Origin of the sequence: Vogesella indigofera, from assembly GCF_028548395.1 — a bacterium.
Taxonomy (GTDB): domain Bacteria; phylum Pseudomonadota; class Gammaproteobacteria; order Burkholderiales; family Chromobacteriaceae; genus Vogesella; species Vogesella indigofera_A.
This window is the reverse complement of sequence record NZ_JAQQLA010000004.1, coordinates 368,292-388,409: the sequence shown is the minus strand read 5'-3', so window position 1 is coordinate 388,409 and position 20,118 is coordinate 368,292. Positions and strand designations below refer to the sequence as shown.

Genomic DNA, 20,118 nt, shown 5'->3' with positions numbered 1-20,118 from the left:
ACTACGCAAGCTCCGCAAAGTTCTTTAATAGCTGCATGCCGAATTTGTGGCTCTTCTCCGGATGAAACTGGAAGCCCCAAATGTTGTCATGCCGAAAGGCGCTATGAAACTCGCCGCCATAGCTGGTGGTCAGCAAGACGTCTTCCTGATTGTTGCATTCAACATGGTAGGAGTGAACAAAGTAGAAGCGGGAGCCGGTGTCCAGGTTTGTCAGCAGTGGGTCATCCTTGACCTGTCTGACCTGGTTCCAGCCCATGTGGGGTACCTTGAGCGAGCGGTCGCTAGGTCTGATTCTTTTGACCTGAGCATCAATCCAGCCAAGGCCAGGAATGCTGCCCTCGTCGCTCGATGCCGTCATGAGCTGCATGCCCAAGCAAATGCCCAGCACCGGTTTTTTGCGAGAAATGACATAATCATTAAGTACGGGTTTGAGGCCACGCTCAGTTAGGCACTGCATGCCCGCATCGAAAGCGCCTACCCCCGGTAGTAACAGCTTGGGGGCATTCATGATCACATCCGGGTCGCTGGAGGTTATGGCTTGGCATCCAACTTTGCGCAGCATATTCTGGATGGAGCCAAGATTCCCTACGCCATAATCAATGATGACTACCATTATTCTCTCCGGCTTTATTATTGATACCTATAATTTTTTCGATGAAATTTCGGTAGTTTGCTTTCCAATCAGGCTGCCATAATTCATGCGCCTGTATCGCGAAAGGGGAGCCTCCAGAAAATACGTCGTCGCTCGATAGTAGCATTTCCAGCTCCTGCATGGAGGAAAAGGAAGGAAACGGCAATTCCGGAAAGGCAAATCTCGATTTGTCGGTTTCCCACAAAAGCACTTTGTCTACCAGCCCCACCGCTTCAAATAGGCCGGTTGATAGCTCACTTACCACCGCTGAAACCTGCTGCAGCGATGTATATATATCGCCATTGCTATCGAGTACGACGCCGGCCGGCATTGCCAGCGTCTTGATTCGCTCCCTTTCCAGCGGATGGGGGCGGAATAGCGTGCTGTAGCCATACTTGCCCACTATGGTATGGATATTGGCCGCCAGTTCGAGATACAGCTGTGTTTCGATACCATCACCCAGCACCAGTACGTGCTTGCTTTGGTCAGTACCTGCCGAGAATTGCTTCAATGATTCTGTCAGATGCGGATTGCCGATGGCCAGCTTGTGCACGGGCATATTTGTTTGCTGGCTCCACCAGTTGCCGTAGGTCAGCAGATAATCGGGTAGGGTTTGCCGAAACAAGGGGCTAGCCGCCAGGGTAGGGGCGACATTATAGCCGTCATGCCCTTTGGCAATTGCGCCATGCTGGTACTCGGCGGTTGCCACGCCGGCCATTCTTGCTGCGTGCACTATGGCTATGGCGCGGGCGCCATAGCAGGCTCCTTCCTTAAACATGAGCCGGGTGTTATGCCGTGCAAACCAGTTCGCATGGTAATTTGCTGAAATGGGGAATGCGGCCAACTGCCGGGCAAGGGCAAGCTTGAGCGAGTCCTTCTGCCCTGCGGCCAATTGGTAGCCCAGGGCGCTGAAGGTATTGCGTGCGGCATGTTCAATGATTGCACTGGCCAGATTCCGCTCGCTTGCGGTGACTCTCAGCCTGCCCATCAGGTGCAGGTATGAGTTGAACGGGGTGGCGTGGACGATGCCTTCGAAATGGTAGTTCTGCCACCAGGTCCAGTCCCCCTGGGCCTGATACAGCATGCTTCGCTGTGGATAGCAGCCGGCAAAGTAACCTGCCAGCCGTTCGCGGGTTACTTGATTCTTGCTGAAATTACCCAGCCCGGTGGTAAAGAAGCAGATTTCAGCTGAGAAACTGTTGCGGTGTATCCAGTTGTACAGCTGGCTGCGCGCCAGGTAGCTGGTCACCTGCAGCAGGCTGCGCTTGGCCGGAGCAGTATTCAGCTCGGCGGACGAGTACAGCAGGTCGGACATCAGCGTCCGGATGAATTGCGTCCGGATCAATGGCCAGGCGGGCAGAGTGGTATCCGGGCAGCTGTACTGCAGCAGTGCCTCGTCATCTTCCAGCGCCAGTAGTTGCTGTAGCGTGTAGTTTTGTTTTTCAGGATTCATGGTTTGTTGGTCCCAACTGCGGCCATGCCGAACCAGGGCATGCGGTAGCAGGTCTGGGATAGTGCCCAAGCACCAAAAAACAGCAGTGCTTGGCCGATCATGAATGCCTGTGCCGCACCCGCTATGCCGTTTATCTGGATGAGTTGCCAGTTGAGCACGGTGGTTATTACCCCGGCAGATATTGTCAACATAGAAAGTAGTTCAGTGCGTCTGGCAAAGAAAATGTAATTGGTTACCATGTAATACATGCCGGTAAAGGCATTCCCCAGCATGATGTAAACAATTATTGGCGAAGCCGACTGGTACTTAGGTCCAACCAGTATGCCCAGCAGTTGTGGCGCACATATACTTCCCACTATCGCCAGAGTAATGATCACCAGAAAATAAATATAGGTATGACGAACTATCTTCCGCTTTTTTGCCTGGTCCGCATGGTGGAGGTTCTCCATCAACCATGGTGCAAAGGCCTTGTTAAAGGCATCCGCAGATATTCCTAGGACCAACCCTATCTGTATTGCAACAAGATAGATGCCGGTGCTGGCCACATCCAGAAAGTTGGTCACCATGAAGCGATCGGCAGTAGCCAGCAGTAGCCCGCCGATTGCATGCGGTACCAGCGGAATACCATAGCGCAGTGCATCTTTGGCGTACGACATGCTTAGTTTGCGTGTCAGCCAGCCTTCACGGCGCAGCCAGTACAGGGCAATCAGGGCGGTGACTGTCCAGGCTATGGCGATGCCGAACAGTCGACCTTGCCACGAGAGCAGCAGCACTACCACCAACAGGATGGAAATCAAGCCATCCATCATGGCGTGATTCAGCCGCAGGGCGCCAAATTTCAACGGTTGCTTGGAGGCCTGCCACAGGGTGAGCAGGGTCTGTACCAGAAACTGCAGTGCAGCAACGCCCACCGCTACCATGAGCCACGACAGGGGTAGGGCAGTGATGGATTGTATCTGGCTTGAAAATATCCAGACAAATACCGCTAGCACTGCGGTGGTTATAATCAGAATGCTGAGCGTGGTGGAGACATAACGTGGGATGGAAAATTTTTCTGACTCGAAATAGCGAACCATGACCGCGCCATGAGTGTTAAGGCCGGCAGCAACCACAAAAAAGGACACCACCATGGTAAACATGGCGATCAGACCATAGTCCGCAGGGGATAACAGGCGTGTCAGGACCGGCAGCAGCAGAAATGGAACACCGGCAACAGCAAAATTGGAGATCGTATAGATGGCTGCGTCACCGGCGAATTTGGAGCACAGCTTCATGAGACCTTGCTGATGAGTGGTTGTTTTAGATAGGCGGCGATAATCGCCAGGCCCACTTTGCCGCTTTTCTCCGGGTGGAATTGCAGGCCAGTGATATTATCTTTCTTGATTGCTGCAATAATATCGTGCCCACCGTAGCGGTACGTGGCCAAAGTGTGCAACTGATTATCCGGCGTGTAGTGAAACGAGTGGACAAGGTAGATGCTCTGCTCGGGGGTGAGCGAAGCGAGTATGCTCCCGCTCCAGTCGGCATATGACGGTTGCTGCAGCGGGTTCCAGCCGATAACGGGAATCTTGAGTACAGTACCATCCTGGGCTGTGGGGGGAATGGCATTTACCTGACCGGGTATCAGATCCAGGCCGGTGTGATTACCGAACTCCATGCTGCTGGTTGCGAACAATTGCATGCCCAGGCAGATACCAAGCAGCGGACGGCCACTGGCGGCAAATTCTCGTATGGCCTGGTCAAGGCCTCGCTCCTGCAGTCCGATCATTCCATCGGCAAATGCGCCTACCCCGGGTAGCACTACCCGGTCGGCGCTCAGAATTTCAGCCGGATCGCTGCTGATGCTGATATTGTCGGCACCGCAAACTTCAAAAGCACGTTTTACGCTGTAAAGATTGCCGATACCATAATCGACGATGGTAACCTTGGTGTTTGTCATGCTATTCTCACCTTGACATTCATTTCTGCGGCTATATTGCGCAATTCGGCCAATTCGGTTCGGTCATAATGCAGGGCATCGGCAAATGCCACGGCATCGGCACCGCTGGCGATGACATCTTTCAGGTGCTGCGGCTCTCCATAACCTCCGCTCATGATGACTGGGACAGGTGACACGTCGCTGACTGCCTTCAGCAGTTCAAGGTCGAAGCCCTTGCGGGTACCTTCCTGGTCAATGGATGTCAGCAGAATTTCGCCGGCCCCCAGTTCGATGCCGCGTTTTACCCATTCAATCGCATCCAGGCCGCTTTTTTCCCGTCCGCAATCGGTATAGATTTCCCACTGGTTATTGCCGTGCCGCTTGGCCTCAATGGAAAGTACCATGCATTGAGAGCCGAATTTCTGCGCGACTTCGCGAATAAGCTCCGAACGATGAACTGCCGCGGTATTGATGGCGACCTTGTCTGCTCCGGCGCGGAGCAGTTTGCTGACATCCTCTATTGATCTGATGCCCCCGCCCACGGTCAGGGGAACAAATACATCGTGTGCGGTGCGCTGAACGATTTCCACAAGATTTGAGCGTCCATACAGGCTGGCGACAATATCCATGTAAATCAACTCGTCCACACCTTGCTCGTAATAACGGCGAGCATACTCTTGAGGGTCGCCAACTACGCGAAGCCCTTCCAGGTGTACCCCTTTAATAAGGTTTTCACCTTTGACGTCCAGCCTGGCAATCAGGCGAACTGATCTGTCTTTAGCGATCATTTCTGTCTCTAATGGATTGTTCAATCAACTGCTCAGCTGCTTATCAGTTTTGCTCGACCTTGCGGCGGAAGATTTCAAAGTCTTCGACATTGTCGATGTCGATGGATCGTTCTCTTGGCATGACATAGGCGATGCTTTCTTCAGCAAGAAAGCTCCCTGTTGCGCGCAGCCAGTCTACCCGTGCGATGTAAATCGCTCCGTTGAGAACATAAACCGGAGGCAGGTCCTGCCGGCGACTCGCCGTACTGCGCTCCGGGAGAAGTGCGTGCAGCTTGCCATTCTCTGCCAGGCGGTACATCCAGTAGGGTGATTGCTCCGCTTCGCATACCGATACGCAACTCGGTGCACCACTGGCTTGCAGTAATGAAAAGGCAGCATCGATATCGGCAGCGGTACGCAGCGGAGAAGTGGGCTGCAGCAATGCAACGTAATCGTAGCCAGGAAGCTGATCCAGCGCGTGGAGTACGACGTCCATGGAACTGGCGGTGTCGCTTGCCAGCTCGCCAGGGCGGCGAAAGGGGACATCGCAGCCCCAGGCGGCAGCCACCGCCATGATCTCGTCGTCATCGGACGACAGAACCACACGGTCAACACACTGCGCCTCCTGTGCAGCGGTGACCGTCCAGGCCATGAGTGGCTTGCCGCCGGCAGGAAGCACGTTTTTGCGCGGCAGCCCTTTCGAGCCGCCCCTGGCGGTAATCAAGGCAACAACGTTTACACTGTTCCGGCTTTTATTGCTGGTGGCTTTTTTTGGCATGTGGCCTGTTTACCTACATCCCAAGATTTTCTGTTTCTGTAACTTCATTCCAAATGGGGTGGCGTAGTTTCCACTCATCCCCTTCTTTTTTCCAGATGTGATCCGAACGCCAGCTGTCAATTACTGCTTGAACCTGCTCGTCAGTGATGGAGCAGTACTCCAGAAATTCTTTATAGTATTTCTTGGGGAATTCATGGTCGTAACGTTTGACAAGCGCGATGCCTTCCTCACGCGTAATCTTTCCATCTCGTATTTCATGTGCGGTATCGGAAGTTGCACGGCCAATGCCAAATTTGATGTAGGCCAAGTAGTAATGGAAGCCATCAATTTTGTCATCAAGGCTTGCATATTTTGAGTAAGTTCCTTCTGAGCGCTCCGTGTTGGGCGTGAAGTCTGTATGCTCACGACAGTAGTAGTAGTTTTCCTGCGGGTCCCAGAATTTGTAATAACCAAGGAAATGGATTTCGGTTTTGTTTTTCTTGATATCTTCATGCTTTGGGGCCATGAAGGGCATCAGGTCCGCTGCGGTAAGCCCATGCTCCATCCAGAACTGGGGGGGGAGTCCGGAAAAATAATGATCGTCATGATCTTCAATGTCACGAGTAGGGCGGAAAGCATTTTTCATGTTGCCACCGTACTCGACTTCGCCATTCTCGCCGTACATGATAAGTTGCACGTTATGCTTTACTGCCATGTGCAGGGGGAAATTAGTCTGCCCGTAGATGAATGGCTGGAATGGATCACCCAAGTGAGTAAATGCCAGGTTAGTTAGCTTACGCGTCACTTTTGGGTTCGGTGTCCCCATTACATGGTTAAACCCAGAGGCAATAAATGCATCAAGGTTCTGTCTACCTAACTCAGTAGCTTTAAGAGGGGCCCATGTGACTGCTAGCGGATTCATTCCATACTTATACTTGAGCATGTGCGCCACAAAGCTGCCGTCTTTGCCGCCGCTGCATGGCACGATAACATCATACTCACCATTGCTTTTGCGATGTTTATTGCAGAGCTCGACCAGTTCGGCTTCTCGCTGCTTCCAATCTACTTTTGTGCGCTTATATTCTGCATAATTGCATGCGGAGCAGACACCATTTTCATCAAATTTTATGCGCGGCCGTTGATTTGAGATTGTACATTTTTTGCAAAATTGTATTTCGGCGGGCAGGTTGTACTGCTTGATAAGGTCTCTTTTCATTTTGATATCTCAAAGTTTTAAAATTTGCTTTGTGCCAATGCTAAATCGTCTGGGCGGCCAACATCTAACCAAGGCTCATGCATCGGGTAAACAATCGTGCGGCCATGGTTTTCTTTTATGCGTTCGAAGAGTGCCGGCATATCGCAGTGCTGGTTTTTGCCCAAGTAGTGCAATGCATCAGGGCTCAGTACGTAAATTCCGGCATTTATATGGCTGCGGTAAATGGGTTTTTCTTCGAATCCATCAATGTCAATACCTTTTGTCTTTACGACGCCAAACTGATTTTGAATTTCATGCTGGCGAGTGGCCATCGTGGCAGTCGCATTGTGGTGCATGTGGAAATCCAGAATATCCTTGTAGTGAATGTCGGTCAGCACATCACCATTGGTTACAATAAATGGTGCATCCGGGATATTGGGCATGGTGCTTAAACAGCCCGCCGTTCCAAGTGGCGAATCCTCACGCAGGTATTCAATATTGACTCCCCATTCGCTACCGTCTCCAAAATGTTCCTCAATCATGCTGCCGAGGTAGTGCAAAGAAATGGAGAAATTTTGGAAACCATCTGCCCGGGCCCGTTCAATAATGTGCACCAGCATCGGCTTGCCACCGACTTCCAGCATCGGTTTTGGACAATTCTCGGTGTGCGGACGCAGCCTGGTACCTTTCCCGCCAGCCATGATGACCATTCGATTGCCGAGCAGGGTAGGAGTGATAATTGAGTCCAAAACATGGAGGCCGACAATTTTGCCCTCGTTGTCCACTATCGGCAACTGGTGAATTTTGTTGGCCTTCATGAGCTGCAGAACATGCTCGCGGCCAATTTCAGGTGGTACCACCAGAGGAGTGCGGTGAATTATGCTATCGATTGTGCTATCAAGAGTCAGTCCTTTCAGGAAGGCCCGACGGATATCTCCGTCTGTCAGGGTACCTGCAAGCTTATTATCTTCTGTCGCAGCTAACACAATCTGCATGCCAGACGTTTCAAGGCTATAAATAGCTTGCTGGATCGTTGAATCGAGTGGTACTAGGGTTGTTTGCCAAGAATGTAATTCATAACCAGTATTCATTTTTGTGAGCGGGCTTTAGATAAGGGTGATAGTGTTTTGTTTATATGGCCTATCGTGGTAGGTCGTGGAATTTCTTTTTCACTAATCCTTCGAGTGGCCAATATTTAATTACATCAACTATTTTCTCACTTGCTCCCCCATCGCCATATGGATTTACCGTGAGTGGCAGTGTTGTCCTAAAGGCTGGGTGGTACAGTTGCTGCAGGGCTGTGCAGATGCTGCTTAGGTCTGGCTCACAATGAATTACACTGCTGGCGGAAAGCCGGCCTTTTTGCCGGTCACCGATATTGACAGTACCTATGTGCATACTGGGTGCCTCGGCAAGCCCACTCGAGGAGTTGCCAACGACGCCATCGACAAACTGCAGGCAGGACAGGTATCGCAACTGCCCCAGTGATGTGTACAAGCGGGTATGCGGACGGCTGCGGGTGAAGTCTTCTAGCATTGCGGCCAACTCGTGTCCGCCGGTATCGGCATTGGGCATGGTGAAAATCAGATGGGTGTCTTCCAGCTCATCCAGTGCGGCAAGCATGGCACTCATCTGGTTGGCAGAGCTTTGCTTGTCCAGTGTTACCGGGTGAAAGGTCACCAACAGGCTCCTACTGCCCAATTTGAAGTCTAGTGCGGCTTCAAGTGCCTGGCGATCTAGCAACCGCGTGCGCTTGATGGCATCGATGCCCAGACCTCCCACGTTGAAGACCCGCTCCGGTTGTTCGCCAAGCTGGATCACCCTGCGGGCATAGTCAGCTGCGGCAACAAAATGCAGATGCGACATCTTGGTAATGGAGTGCCGAATCGCCTCGTCGAAGGCGCCCTCGGTGGTTTCACCTCCGTGCAGATGGGCTACTGGAATGCCGGCAATCAGCGCGGCGGTAACCGCGGCGAGCAATTCGAAGCGGTCGCCAAGCACCACCAGCAGATCGGGCTGCAAACTGGCGTAGGCGTCGGCAAAGCCTATGGTGCCAAGACCGATGGACTTGGTAACCGCTGTTGCACTGTTGGCACCCAGCAGCATTTCCACTTTGTGGTCGATGTCAAAACCTGCCTGCTCGATCTCGTGGTAGGTGTGGCCGTACTCCGGCGACAGATGCATGCCGGTGGCGATTACCTGCAGGGTAAGCTCGGGGGCGTCCTGGATTTCCTGCATCAGCCAGCGCAGCAGGCCGAACTCGGCACGGGTGCCGGTAACGACACAAATTTTCCGGTTCATAGTTCGATCAGCTCATCGGTGGCAAAGTCGCGGCGCGCGGTTTTACCGATAACGGCATCCCATTGCATGGGGGAAATGCCGGTGCCGGGGCGCTTGGTGGTCAGGTTTTCCGGGCTGAACAACTCGCCAGCCTTGATGTCACGCAGTGCCACTATCGATTTTCGGGCAATCGGCTTGTTCTTGAGCTCGCTGGGGCTTGGGCGCTTGATGCCATCGCCCAGGGCCTGCTCGATATTGCGGATGCCGCATACCATTGCCGCCAGTTCTCCCGGCTCCAGGCTGGCGCGATGGTCGGGGCCGGGCAAGTTGCGATCCAGCGTGAAGTGCTTTTCTATGACGCGAGCCCCCATGGCCACCGCGGCAATCGGCACCTCAATGCCTGGGGTGTGGTCCGAGTAACCGACTTCAACACCGAATGCCTGCCTGATGCTGAGCATCGCGCGGAGATTGACCTCCTCCATCGGCGTGGGGTACTCGGTTGTGCAATGCAGGATCGTAATCAGGCTGCGCGGGGTGCCATTGGCTTCAATGGCCTCGATCGCAGCTTCGATATCGGCCAGATTGGCCATGCCGGTGGACAGCAGAGTGGGCTTGCCGAGCCGGCTTATCTCACGCAAGAGCGGCAGATTGGTCAGTTCGCCGGAAGGAATCTTGACCATTTCCAGGCAGCCCAGCTCGCTTAGCAGCGCGAGGCTGTCTTGGTCGAAGGCCGTGGAAAAGAAACCGATGCCATGCTTTTTGCACTCGGCGATGAGCATCTCGTGATTCGCACGCGAGAGTTCCAGCTTGCGGATCATTTCCAGTTGGCTCTCATTCGCACCCGTGGTCTGCTTTTGGTAATCGGCCTTGGGGGCGCTTGCCGCCACGATTTTCCTTGCCTGGAAGGTCTGGAACTTGACCAGGTCGGCTCCGGCGGCTGCTGCTGCTGCGATGAGCTGCCTGGCAAGCGCCATGTCGCCATTATGATTAACGCCAGCTTCGGCAATGATGAGAGTCTTCATTTAGTTTTCCTGCCTGGAACGCCTACATAGACAGCGTCCGCATCGCAATCGGTGATGATTACTGCCCCGGAGCCGATCAAGGTGTTGTTGCCGATGGTGACTTTTCTATCGCTGCTACCTTGATTGATGATGGCGCCAGCGCCAATCCAGGCCGCCTCACCGATGCTGACATTGCCCAGAATGCAGGCGTTTGGCGACACGGTGACATAGTCGGCAATGATGGAATCGTGGCTTATGGTTGCATTGAGATTGAAAAGGGTGAAATCACCAACCGAAATATTGCTGGTGAAGCGCACTCCGGCACATATGATGACACCGCTTCTGGTTTCGATGTGCTGACGTTGGCCGCATCCAAATGTGGCACTGGGGTGAATCAGATTGCCAAAGCGTACGGTGTTGGCGTGGCGCGCCGCAATTTTTGCACGCACCGCGCCCTCGCCGATGCCGATGGCATAAGGCATATCCTTGTAATTGCCAACCTCGGATTCGAGTATCACATCGCCGCTATCATGGAATGCCGCGCGCTCCTCGGCGTTACGCGCCACGAAGACTGCGCTATAGCCCAGGGCGTCTGCTATATCCCTGGCTTCGCGCGCCATGCCGGAGGTGCCAAAGATGCCGATGCGTTTCACGCTTGGACTTCCGTGCGCACGCTGCTAGGCAGGTTGACGACGCGGGCTTCCAACCACTCGGCATTATCCAGCTCGCCGTGTCTGCAATGCGAATACATGGGCAAGCGGTTCATCAGCGCCCAGATTGGGCGGGTCATGACACCCTGCGCATTGGTTTCCTTCAACAGGGCATCACGGTGCTCGCGGTTGTCGCATAGCACGGCATTGAGCCAGTAGTTAGAGCGGCAGCCGGCCGGCTCGGTCACGAAGTGAAGATCACTGTTCTTCAGGGTATCGGCATAGCGTGCGGCCAACGTTCGCTTGCAGGCGATGAAGCTTTCCAGCTGCTCAAGCTGGGCGCAGCCTAGGGCCGCGTTCAGGTTGGGCAGACGGTAGTTGTAGCCGATCTCGTCATGCACGTATTCGTAGGGATGGGCTTGCTTGGCCGTGGTGGTCATATGCTTTGCCCGGCGGCCGAGTTCGTCATTGGCCAGAATCATGCCGCCACCGCCGGTGGTGATGATCTTGTTGCCATTGAAGCTCAAGGTGCCGAGTAGGCCGAATGTGCCGGTATGCCGTCCCTTGTAGAGGCTGCCAAGCGACTCGGCGGCATCTTCCACCAGCGCTAGGTGCCAGCGCTGGCACACGGCTATCAGACCGTCCAGATCTGCCGGGTGCCCGAAGGTATGCATCGGCAGGCAGGCACGAATCACGCGGCCGTCGTCCCTGGTACGGCAGGTGCCGTCATCGTGCAGCAGTGCATTGGCTTCCAGCCAGTTTGCCAGCGCCGCGGGTGACAGGCCCATGGTGTCGCGGTCTACATCGACGAACACCGACTCTGCGCCACAGTAGGCAATCGCATTGCAGGTGGCGACAAACGTGAGGGGCTGGGTAATGACCAGGTCGCCCTGCTTCACGCCAGCCAGCAGCAAGGCGATATGCAGCGCCGCGGTACCGTTAACAGTGGCGACGGCGCGCGGACTGTCGGTATAGGCCGCCATCTCACTCTCGAAGCGGTCCACATAGGCGCCAACACTGGAAACGAAGGTAGAGTCGATGGTTTCCACGACGTATTCCCGCTCATTGCCTGTGAACACCGGGGCGTGCAGCGGGATGAACTCGTTGCTTTGGTATTGTTCGCGAACAAACCGGATGAGAGAGTCGAACATGGCGGGCTCAGACGTTGTAAATATCGGCCTTGTACTTGGCCAGGTTCTCGGGGCGGGTAAACCATTCCACGGTGGCTTGCAGACCGTCCCGAATGCTGTACGCAGGCTCGAAGCCAGTCAGCTCGTGGATTTTCCGGTTGTCGCACCACAGGCGGAATACTTCCGACTTCTCGGGGCGGATGCGCTGCTCATCGGTGATGAATTGCACATCGCTGTGCATCAGCTCGCGGATCAGGTTCAGGGTATCGCCGACGGAGATTTCAAAATTGGAACCAATGTTGACCGTCTCGCCAATTGCCTTGTCGCTGCGTGCCAGCGCCAGGAAGCCGCGACAGGTGTCGGTTACATAGTTGAAGTCGCGGGTCGGGGTAATATCCCCAAGCTTGATCTCTTTCTTGCCGCTGGCAATCTGGCTGATGATGGTGGGAATGACTGCGCGGGCGGATTGGCGCGGGCCATAGGTATTGAATGGCCTTGCAATCGTCAGCGGCAGGTTGAAGGCGTTGAAGAAGCTCATTGCCATGGCATCTGCGCCGATCTTGGAAGCGCTATACGGCGACTGGGGCTGCAGCGGGTGCTTTTCGTCGATCGGCACATACTGCGCAGTACCGTACACCTCGCTGGTCGAGGTGTGAATGACGCGTTGGACACCGTTCTCCAGTGCCGCCTGGCAAATGTTCAGCGTTCCCTTGATATTGGTGTCGACATAGCTATCTGGCGCTACGTAGGAATAGGGAATCGCAATCAATGCTGCCAGGTGGAAGACAAGGTCGACGTCCTTGGTAATGTGCTTGCAGTAGTGCGGGTCACGCACATCGCCGCTGAGCACCTCGATCTCCTTGCGGCATTCGACATCCTCCAGCCAGCCCCAGTGGTTGAAGGAGTTGTACTGGGAAAGCGCTCGAACAGCATAACCTTCCTTTACCAGCAACTCGGTGAGGTGGGAGCCGATGAAGCCATCAGCTCCGGTAACCAGCACTTTCTTGTGCGTGCTCATGATTCGTTTTTCTCACAAAATTCGGTAATAGCTGCCACCACGTAATCCATTTGTGCATCCGTCAATTCCGGATAAATGGGAAGCGACAGAATGCGTGACTGGTTGGCATACGCATTCGGAAAGTCGGCTGGCTGGTGTTCGAAACGGCGATACGCCGGCAGGAAAGGCAGGGCGACCGGGTAGTTGATGACGGTCTGGATGCCTTTGGCGGCCAGATGCCGGGCAAGCTCATCCCGTTGCTCATGCTTGATCACGTAGAGATGCCATACATGATCGCGGCCGTCCGCCACGTGCGGGGTTTCAATACCAGCGATGCTGGAGAGCAAGTCGCTGTAGCGCTGGGCACGATTCTGGCGCTGCGCAGTCCAGCCGGGAAGGTGCGGCAGTTTGACCGACAGGATGGCCGCCTGGATGCCATCCAGGCGGCTATTGATGCCCTCGATCTGGTGGTCGCCTTTGCGAAGGCCGCCATGCCTAGCGAACATTGCCATCTTTTCTGCTAGCGCGGAATCATTGGTGACGACGGCACCGGCATCGCCCATGGCGCCAAGGTTTTTACCCGGATAGAAGGAGAAGGAAGCTGCATCACCGAAGGTGCCAACCAGCTTGCCTTTGTAGCGGGCGAGATGCGCTTGGGCGCAATCTTCCAGTACCCAGAGCTTGTGCTTGCGGGCAATTTCCATGATCGGACCCATGTCGGCTGCTTGGCCGTACAGGTGCACAGGAATGATGCCGACGGTTTTCGCCGTGATCTTGGCCTCAATGGCGCGCGGGTCAATGGTGGAAGTGTCTGGCTCTGTGTCGCAGAATACAATCTTGGCGCCGGCCTGGGTGATGGTCTCCGTGGTGGATATCCAGGAGTGCGCGGGGGCGATGACCTCATCTCCCGGCTTGACGCCCAGCGCAATCATGGCGATGTAGAGCGAATCGGTGCCGTTGGCGCAGGAGACGCAGTGCCGGCGATCCATCAACTCGGCAAACATCTGCTCGAATTTGTCTACATACGGGCCGCGGACGAAGAGCGACTTTTCGATCACATCGCTGATGGCCAAATCAATCTCAGTCTTGATGCCTGTATATTGGGCATGCAAGTCTACAAATGGGATATTCATGATTTGCTAATTTCAATTCTGTTTTCTGATGAGACGGGCAGGGTTGCCGGCATAAATCCCTGGTGTATCGATATCTTTTGTTACCACCGCGCCAGCTCCAATAACGACGTTGTCGCAGATCGATACTGGCAAAATAGTTGCATTGCTGCCGATGGAGACATTTTTACCAATTTTGGTGCTCAGCCATAAAGACTTATCACCACGCGCGGGACCGCCGTTGCTGAATAAATCATTGATGAACATCACGCCATGACCGATGAAACAGTCGTCGGCAATCTCCACCAGCTCACAGATAAAGCTGTGAGACTGGATTTTGGTGCGCTTGCCGATTGTTACGCCACGTTGTATCTCAACGAATGGACCAATGAAAGAATCATCGTCAATGGTGCTGCCGTACAAATTGACAGGTTGAACGACCATGACATTCTTGCCAAACACAACATCAATAATTCCGGCTTCGCGTAGTTTAGGCGCGTTCAAAACGAGCCACCCAGTTTGCAGTGCTGGGGACGGAAGCGCAGGTGAACCTCTTTGCCGGTTTCGATGGATTCATAAATGGCATTGATCAACTCAAGACTCTTGCGTCCTTCCAGTCCATCTACCAGGTGCCGTCGATTGTTCTTGATGCAGTCAACTACGTGCTCATAGTAAGCCTGGTGGCCAAAGCCATACACATTCGGCGGGTTGACCGAATACGCTTCCATGACTTCATCATCGCCCGGCATGGGGTCAACAAAGTTCCAGACCTTCATTTTGTTGACAGCGAAGCCGGCGATTTCGACTGTGCCACCTTCCCCTAGTACGGATATGGAACCTTCTAGATCTTTGGGGCGTACCGCGGTAGTGGCTTCGATAATGCCAAGTGCACCATTGCGGAACTTGAGCGTTACCACGGCAGTGTCTTCCGCTTCGATTTTTGCCAGGGCGGTGGTGCTGCGGGCGAACACGCTATCCACTTCGCCGAGCATCCACTCAAGCATGTCTACATGGTGGCTTGCCTGATTGGTGAGTACGCCTCCATCCATGGCCCAGGTGCCACGCCAGGGTGCTTGGTCATAGTACTCCTGAGGGCGGCACCAACGCACGCGCACTGTGCCCAGGATGAGCTTGCCAAAGCGGCCTTGCTCCAGGGCTTCGCGCAGTTTCACGACAGGGACGTTGAAGCGATTCTGCTTGACGACGAACAGCTTGACGCCAGCATTGTCGCAGGCGCGGATCATGGCGTCGGCATCATCTAGTGTCAGTGCCATGGGCTTTTCAACGATAATATGCTTGCCATACTGTGCTAGATCCACCACGTTCCGCGCATGATTGCCACTTTCGGTCAAGACAACTACGGCATCAATATTCTCGCTCTGCATCATGGCATGCATGTCTGTGTAATGTGGCACAGAGAAGCGCTCGCCGATGGCGGTGGCCTTTGATGACTCGAGGTCGCATACAGCAGCCAGTTTCGCGCCCTCAATCTGGTTCAGTCCAAGAAGTTCTGCATGTCTTTTGGCAATTCTTCCACATCCAATCAGTGCAAATTTCACCATGAGAGTACTCGCCTTATCCAATAAGTAAGAAATTTATTGTCGGGCCCGATTGTTTTTTATCAGGCTGGGTTGATTTTGGTGTAATTTTTTTGTTTTTCTTAAAATGCTAGGTAAATTTCTGTCGTTGAAGCTGGTTTTTTAATTGTGAGGGTGAGGCAAATATTTTATATATAAATTCCTTTTGTTTGCTTTGTGATTTCTTGAATGGTGGACGGTTTGCAGTTTTCTTTCCCTAATTTTATGATAAGGCGGTAAGGGGGTGTCTATAGTTCCATCCAAACCATGGGGGCCTGTTGAGGCATCGAGTTCGCTGAGGCGCACCACTCGCATGGCTAAGTTAAATATTGGCGGTGCTCGTCTTACGGTGTTTGTCAACGTAGTTGTCGCGTAAACCGTTTTTAGGCCGCAAGCCGTAGCGGCATTTCCTCCCGTTCCGGATTCAGCGCCACGGTACCTTGGGGAGCCCAGTTGCGCGTGTCGCGTGACCAGCGCTCCGGACGGCATTCACAACTCGACTGCTGGCCGGCAATGCACGCTTGCCGCCAGGCTTTGACTTGTTCCGGATGCAACCCCTTGCTGCGGCAGTATTCGCTCAGTTCGATCTCGGACAGCGTCGCGATCTCGACCACAACGGCGAACTTGGCTTCGGCTGGCCAGTTATCTGGTAAGCTCTTGTTTCCTGACATAGCGGCCCCTTTTGCTTTAGCTTGCTTGCGCCAATTGTACAGAGTCTGTTCCGAGATTTCCTCCAGCCGGACCCGTTCCGCCACCGACAGGTTGAGCGGCGGCAACAGCTTCTTCAGCAACGCGACCTTGCGCTCGGATGAGTAACTAGCCATTCCTTTCTTTTTCCCCGCCCCCGGACCATCAACTCACTGGATCAGAAGGCACGACAACTATCCTGACGTCGGGGAGGTGGAAACCTGTGTATATTGGCTGGGAGCGATCTTCTGCATGGTGTTGGCAGCTAATTATTTAACTTTCTCTGTTGTAAATATTTAATCATTATTAATTGTTGTGGTGCTAGTATTCTGGCATATATTGTCTGGATTGTGGAGTACTTCTGAGCTAAAATTCTTTTTTGGTTGCCGCTATCTGCTTCGCGATTTACGTATCTACGTATCTTGGCTTTGTCCGTTGCCACGAATTCAGTCTGCAGCCGCGTGGCGATAGGCTGCGCTGGGTGTCGGCGGCGTTGTCGGGTTGCGATTTTAAAGCTTGATTAAGACAATTGTTGGTGTTTCTTTTTGAGGAGTTGGACGTGTTCATCGGCCTATTTTTTGGGGCGCTCCTAGCCGCTATGTTGATGACTATCGCCATCATTCGCAGTGCCCATCTGCATGCCCACTTGTCGATGGATGGGGACTTGTCCGGTCCGCAGAAATTCCACGCGACACCTACCCCGCGCGTGGGAGGGGTGCCCATCATGGTCAGCATGATGTTGACGGCTTCTGGCACTTGGTATGCGGGCTTGCCAGAGTTTGCCTCTCTGCTACTGGCCAGTTTGCCGGTATTTTTGGCTGGTTTGACCGAGGATTTGACCAAGCGGGTGCGTCCGCTATATCGCCTGTTGTTTGCTTTTGGTTCTGCAGCCATGGCGATATGGCTGTTGGGTGCGGCCTTGCCGTCGTTAGGCATTCCAGGTGTGGACGATGCCATGACGGCGTTACCGTGGTTGGCTCTGTTGCTGACGGTGTTTGCTGTGGGGGGGGTGTGCCACGCAGTCAACATCATTGATGGCTACAACGGGCTGATGGGTGGGGTGGCCATGGCGATTGCCGCCGCCTTGGCTTATGTGTCGTCTACCGTGGGTGATATGGCACTGCTTGCCATTTCGCTCTCCTTGCTGGGGGCCATTCTGGGTTTCCTGGTGTGGAACTTCCCTCGAGGCATGATCTTTGCCGGTGATGCTGGGGCCTATCTAGTGGGCTTTCTGCTGGCGGAGGTGTCGGTGTTGCTGGTAGTGCGCCATCCTGGGGTGGTGTCGCCATGGTTTCCCATGCTGCTGATGATTTATCCTGTGTTTGAGACGGTGTTTTCTATTTATCGTCGCAAAAAACGTCAGGCCGCAGCAGGTTTGCCCGACAGCATGCACTTTCATCAGATGGTCTACAAGCGCTTGGTGCGGTGGATGGTGGGTAAGCGCGAGGCCAAGCATCTGCTGCGCCGTAACAGCCTCACCGCCCCTTATCTGTGGGGTGTGGCTCTGTTCTCGGTCATGCCGGCGACCTTGTTCTGGCAATACGAATGGGTTCTGCAGCTATGTTGTGCCTTGTTCATCTTGCTGTACGTTTGGCTTTATCGCCGGATTGTGCAGTTTCGCGCGCCGCGCTGGCTGGTGCTGCGTCGTGCCGAGGGTGATGTGCGTCCCAAGCTTGTCACTAGTTCCCGCTGATTCTTCTGTTTGCCTTGTGCCCTGCCGGCTTTCCAATCGGCAGGGCTTTTCCCTTGTCAGTATTCGTAGTGAACGCTATCGGCTTGGTGAGGTTGATTGATAAAAATTCCTCCGCCGTTGCCCTTGAAAACCCCTTGCCCCGTCCCTACCATTAGCACTCGCAAGCGCCGAGTGCCAGTCACTCGGTCAATCTGCTGCTTTGATAGGTATTCATCTTTCAACAGCCACTGCTATTAGGAGAGATCAATGGCAATTCGTCCTTTACACGATCGTGTTGTTATCAAGCGCCTTGAGGCTGAAGAGAAGACAGCCTCCGGTATCGTTCTGCCTGGCGCCGCTGCTGAAAAGCCGGACATGGGCCAAGTCGTTGCGGTTGGTAACGGCAAGATTCTGGAAAACGGCGAGCGTCGCGCACTGGAACTGAAGGTCGGCGACAAGGTTATTTTCGGCAAGTACTCCGGCCAGACCGTCAAGGTTGACGGCGACGAGCTGCTGGTCATGCGCGAAGAAGACGTAATGGGCATCGTCGAGTAATCCGACCCGCTACCGTTTATTGAACTGAATTCTGGAGATTGAAGAACATGGCTGCAAAAGACGTACGCTTTGGTGATTCCGCCCGCGCCAAGATGGTGGTGGGTGTCAATGTGCTGGCTGATGCCGTAAAAGTGACCCTCGGCCCGAAAGGCCGCAACGTGGTCCTGGATCGCTCCTTCGGTGCGCCTACCATCACCAAGGACGGTGTATCAGTTGCCAAGGAAATCGAACTGAAGGACAAGTTCGAGAACATGGGCGCGCAGATGGTGAAAGAAGTCGCTTCCAAGACTTCCGATGTGGCCGGTGACGGCACCACCACCGCTACCGTACTGGCACAGGCCATCGTGCACGAAGGCATGAAGTTTGTGACTGCCGGCATGAACCCGATGGACCTGAAGCGCGGTATCGACAAGGCCGTGATTGCCCTGGTCGGCGAGATCGCCAAGATCGCCAAGCCATGCGCAACCACCAAGGAAATCGCCCAGGTTGGTTCCATCTCTGCCAACTCCGATAGCGATATCGGCGACATCATCGCCACCGCGATGGAAAAAGTCGGCAAGGAAGGCGTGATCACCGTTGAAGACGGCAAATCGCTGAACAACGAGCTGGACGTGGTAGAAGGCATGCAGTTCGATCGCGGCTACCTGTCCCCGTACTTCATCAACAACCAGGAAAAACAGATTGCCGCACTGGATAATCCGTTCATCCTGCTGTTCGACAAGAAAATCTCCAACATCCGCGACCTGCTGCCGGTACTGGAGCAGGTGGCCAAGTCCGGCCGTCCGCTGCTGATCGTTGCCGAAGATGTGGAAGGCGAAGCGCTGGCCACCCTGGTGGTGAACACCATCCGCGGCATCCTGAAAGTGGTTGCCGTGAAGGCGCCAGGCTTCGGCGACCGTCGCAAGGCCATGCTGCAGGACATCGCCACCCTGACCGGCGGTACCGTGATCGCTGAAGAAGTGGGTCTGACCCTGGAAAAAGTGACCCTGGAAATGCTGGGTCAAGCCAAGCGCGTTGAAGTGGGTAAGGAAAACTCCACCATCATCGACGGTGCGGGTGATCACGCACAGATTCAGGCTCGCGTTGCCGAAATCCGTCAGCAGATCGAAGCTGCGACTTCCGACTACGACCGTGAAAAGCTGCAAGAGCGCGTGGCCAAGCTGGCCGGCGGTGTGGCCGTGATCAAGGTTGGTGCTGCCACTGAAGTGGAAATGAAAGAGAAGAAGGCCCGTGTCGAAGACGCGCTGCACGCAACCCGTGCTGCCGTTGAAGAAGGCGTGGTGCCTGGCGGTGGCGTTGCCCTGCTGCGCGCCCGCTCGACCCTGACTAGCCTGGCTACCTCCAATGCCGATCAGGCTGCCGGTGTGAAGATCGTGCTGAAGGCGATCGAAGCCCCGCTGCGCCAGATCGTTCAGAACGCCGGTGACGAGCCATCGGTGGTGGTGAACAAGGTGCTGGAAGGCAAGGGCAACTTCGGTTACAACGCGGCGTCCGGCGAATACGGCGACATGCTGGAAATGGGCGTACTGGACCCAGCCAAGGTGACCCGCACTGCACTGCAGAATGCGGCGTCCATTGCTGGTCTGATGCTGACTACCGACTGCATGGTTGCCGAGCTGCCGGAAGACAAGCCAGCAATGCCGGACATGAGCGGCATGGGTGGTATGGGCGGCATGGGCGGCATGATGTAAGCAGCCTCGCTCCCGCGACCTGGAAACCCCGCGCTACGGCGTGGGGTT

At 54.5% G+C, this 20,118-nt stretch carries 19 protein-coding genes and 1 pseudogene; 3 read left to right on the top strand and 17 right to left on the bottom strand.

Annotated elements, in window-relative coordinates:
• Position 1 precedes the first annotated feature (1 nt).
• The 17 genes and pseudogenes from hisH (PQU89_RS07580) to PQU89_RS07500 all read right to left on the bottom strand — a co-directional run.
• Entirely contained in the window at positions 2-613 is a 612-nt protein-coding gene (hisH, locus tag PQU89_RS07580; RefSeq protein WP_272765294.1) for an imidazole glycerol phosphate synthase subunit HisH, read from the bottom strand.
• Positions 597-2,084 (bottom strand): hypothetical protein, encoded by a 1,488-nt coding sequence (locus PQU89_RS07575; RefSeq protein WP_272765293.1) that lies wholly within the window; start codon positions 2,082-2,084, stop codon positions 597-599. Before PQU89_RS07575 ends, hisH (PQU89_RS07580) begins: the two co-directional genes overlap by 17 nt.
• Positions 2,081-3,358: a lipopolysaccharide biosynthesis protein gene (locus PQU89_RS07570; RefSeq protein WP_272765292.1), complete on the bottom strand. Its 1,278-nt coding sequence runs from the start codon at positions 3,356-3,358 to the stop codon at positions 2,081-2,083. Before PQU89_RS07570 ends, PQU89_RS07575 begins: the two co-directional genes overlap by 4 nt.
• A complete protein-coding gene (hisH, locus tag PQU89_RS07565) occupies positions 3,355-4,023 on the bottom strand; it encodes an imidazole glycerol phosphate synthase subunit HisH (RefSeq protein WP_272765291.1) in 669 nt (222 codons plus the stop codon). The genes PQU89_RS07570 and hisH (PQU89_RS07565) overlap by 4 nt, the downstream gene beginning before the upstream one ends.
• On the bottom strand, positions 4,020-4,790 hold the full coding sequence (hisF, locus tag PQU89_RS07560) for an imidazole glycerol phosphate synthase subunit HisF (RefSeq protein ID WP_272765290.1): 771 nt from the start codon (positions 4,788-4,790) through the stop codon (positions 4,020-4,022). Before hisF ends, hisH (PQU89_RS07565) begins: the two co-directional genes overlap by 4 nt.
• A gap of 43 nt (positions 4,791-4,833) precedes the next feature.
• On the bottom strand, positions 4,834-5,547 hold the full coding sequence (locus PQU89_RS07555) for an acylneuraminate cytidylyltransferase family protein (protein WP_272765289.1): 714 nt from the start codon (positions 5,545-5,547) through the stop codon (positions 4,834-4,836).
• A 13-nt stretch (positions 5,548-5,560) separates the two neighbouring features.
• Complete coding sequence (locus PQU89_RS07550) at positions 5,561-6,742, bottom strand: N-acetyl sugar amidotransferase (protein ID WP_272765288.1); 1,182 nt, start codon at positions 6,740-6,742, stop codon at positions 5,561-5,563.
• Positions 6,743-6,759: 17 nt separating this feature from the next.
• A complete protein-coding gene (locus tag PQU89_RS07545; protein WP_272765287.1) occupies positions 6,760-7,812 on the bottom strand; it encodes a nucleotidyltransferase family protein in 1,053 nt (350 codons plus the stop codon).
• Between the two features lie 49 nt (positions 7,813-7,861).
• On the bottom strand, positions 7,862-9,022 hold the full coding sequence (neuC, locus tag PQU89_RS07540) for a UDP-N-acetylglucosamine 2-epimerase (protein ID WP_272765286.1): 1,161 nt from the start codon (positions 9,020-9,022) through the stop codon (positions 7,862-7,864).
• Positions 9,019-10,023, bottom strand: coding sequence for an N-acetylneuraminate synthase (neuB, locus tag PQU89_RS07535; RefSeq protein ID WP_272765285.1), 1,005 nt, complete (start codon positions 10,021-10,023; stop codon positions 9,019-9,021). Before neuB ends, neuC begins: the two co-directional genes overlap by 4 nt.
• Positions 10,020-10,655, bottom strand: a complete 636-nt coding sequence (locus PQU89_RS07530) for an acetyltransferase (protein WP_272765284.1) — start codon at positions 10,653-10,655, stop codon at positions 10,020-10,022. The genes neuB and PQU89_RS07530 overlap by 4 nt, the downstream gene beginning before the upstream one ends.
• Entirely contained in the window at positions 10,652-11,803 is a 1,152-nt protein-coding gene (locus PQU89_RS07525) for a LegC family aminotransferase (protein WP_272765283.1), read from the bottom strand. The genes PQU89_RS07530 and PQU89_RS07525 overlap by 4 nt, the downstream gene beginning before the upstream one ends.
• A 7-nt stretch (positions 11,804-11,810) precedes the next feature.
• Entirely contained in the window at positions 11,811-12,800 is a 990-nt protein-coding gene (locus tag PQU89_RS07520) for an NAD-dependent 4,6-dehydratase LegB (RefSeq protein ID WP_272765282.1), read from the bottom strand.
• A complete protein-coding gene (locus PQU89_RS07515) occupies positions 12,797-13,912 on the bottom strand; it encodes a DegT/DnrJ/EryC1/StrS family aminotransferase (RefSeq protein WP_272765281.1) in 1,116 nt (371 codons plus the stop codon). The genes PQU89_RS07520 and PQU89_RS07515 overlap by 4 nt, the downstream gene beginning before the upstream one ends.
• Positions 13,913-13,924: 12 nt before the next feature.
• Positions 13,925-14,392, bottom strand: a complete 468-nt coding sequence (locus PQU89_RS07510; RefSeq protein ID WP_272765280.1) for an acyltransferase — start codon at positions 14,390-14,392, stop codon at positions 13,925-13,927.
• Complete coding sequence (locus tag PQU89_RS07505) at positions 14,389-15,450, bottom strand: Gfo/Idh/MocA family protein (protein ID WP_272765279.1); 1,062 nt, start codon at positions 15,448-15,450, stop codon at positions 14,389-14,391. The genes PQU89_RS07510 and PQU89_RS07505 overlap by 4 nt, the downstream gene beginning before the upstream one ends.
• 509 nt (positions 15,451-15,959) lie before the next feature.
• Positions 15,960-16,289 (bottom strand): annotated as a pseudogene (locus PQU89_RS07500) (transposase); the annotation flags it as partial.
• Positions 16,290-16,711: 422 nt separating this feature from the next.
• Here PQU89_RS07500 and PQU89_RS07495 point away from each other — a divergent pair.
• From PQU89_RS07495 to groL, 3 genes are all read left to right on the top strand, one after another.
• On the top strand, positions 16,712-17,845 hold the full coding sequence (locus PQU89_RS07495; protein ID WP_272765278.1) for an MraY family glycosyltransferase: 1,134 nt from the start codon (positions 16,712-16,714) through the stop codon (positions 17,843-17,845).
• Between the two features lie 246 nt (positions 17,846-18,091).
• Positions 18,092-18,379, top strand: a complete 288-nt coding sequence (gene groES, locus PQU89_RS07490; protein WP_047966754.1) for a co-chaperone GroES — start codon at positions 18,092-18,094, stop codon at positions 18,377-18,379.
• A 47-nt stretch (positions 18,380-18,426) separates the two neighbouring features.
• Complete coding sequence (groL, locus tag PQU89_RS07485) at positions 18,427-20,070, top strand: chaperonin GroEL (protein WP_272758063.1); 1,644 nt, start codon at positions 18,427-18,429, stop codon at positions 20,068-20,070.
• The last annotated feature ends 48 nt before the right edge of the window (positions 20,071-20,118 follow it).

Bases quoted from the DNA above. Each gene is read 5' to 3' on its own strand.
- PQU89_RS07525 (WP_272765283.1), bottom strand. From the start codon at position 11,803: ATGTTCGACTCTCTCATCCGGTTTGTTCGCGAACAATACCAAAGCAAC.
- PQU89_RS07515 (WP_272765281.1), bottom strand. From the start codon at position 13,912: ATGAATATCCCATTTGTAGACTTGCATGCCCAATATACAGGCATCAAG.
- hisH (WP_272765291.1), bottom strand. From the start codon at position 4,023: ATGACAAACACCAAGGTTACCATCGTCGATTATGGTATCGGCAATCTT.
- PQU89_RS07550 (WP_272765288.1), bottom strand. From the start codon at position 6,742: ATGAAAAGAGACCTTATCAAGCAGTACAACCTGCCCGCCGAAATACAA.
- neuB (WP_272765285.1), bottom strand. From the start codon at position 10,023: ATGAAGACTCTCATCATTGCCGAAGCTGGCGTTAATCATAATGGCGAC.
- hisF (WP_272765290.1), bottom strand. From the start codon at position 4,790: ATGATCGCTAAAGACAGATCAGTTCGCCTGATTGCCAGGCTGGACGTC.
- PQU89_RS07520 (WP_272765282.1), bottom strand. From the start codon at position 12,800: ATGAGCACGCACAAGAAAGTGCTGGTTACCGGAGCTGATGGCTTCATC.
- neuC (WP_272765286.1), bottom strand. From the start codon at position 9,022: ATGAACCGGAAAATTTGTGTCGTTACCGGCACCCGTGCCGAGTTCGGC.
- PQU89_RS07545 (WP_272765287.1), bottom strand. From the start codon at position 7,812: ATGAATACTGGTTATGAATTACATTCTTGGCAAACAACCCTAGTACCA.
- PQU89_RS07570 (WP_272765292.1), bottom strand. From the start codon at position 3,358: ATGAAGCTGTGCTCCAAATTCGCCGGTGACGCAGCCATCTATACGATC.
- PQU89_RS07555 (WP_272765289.1), bottom strand. From the start codon at position 5,547: ATGCCAAAAAAAGCCACCAGCAATAAAAGCCGGAACAGTGTAAACGTT.
- groES (WP_047966754.1), top strand. From the start codon at position 18,092: ATGGCAATTCGTCCTTTACACGATCGTGTTGTTATCAAGCGCCTTGAG.
- PQU89_RS07575 (WP_272765293.1), bottom strand. From the start codon at position 2,084: ATGAATCCTGAAAAACAAAACTACACGCTACAGCAACTACTGGCGCTG.
- PQU89_RS07505 (WP_272765279.1), bottom strand. From the start codon at position 15,450: ATGGTGAAATTTGCACTGATTGGATGTGGAAGAATTGCCAAAAGACAT.
- groL (WP_272758063.1), top strand. From the start codon at position 18,427: ATGGCTGCAAAAGACGTACGCTTTGGTGATTCCGCCCGCGCCAAGATG.
- hisH (WP_272765294.1), bottom strand. From the start codon at position 613: ATGGTAGTCATCATTGATTATGGCGTAGGGAATCTTGGCTCCATCCAG.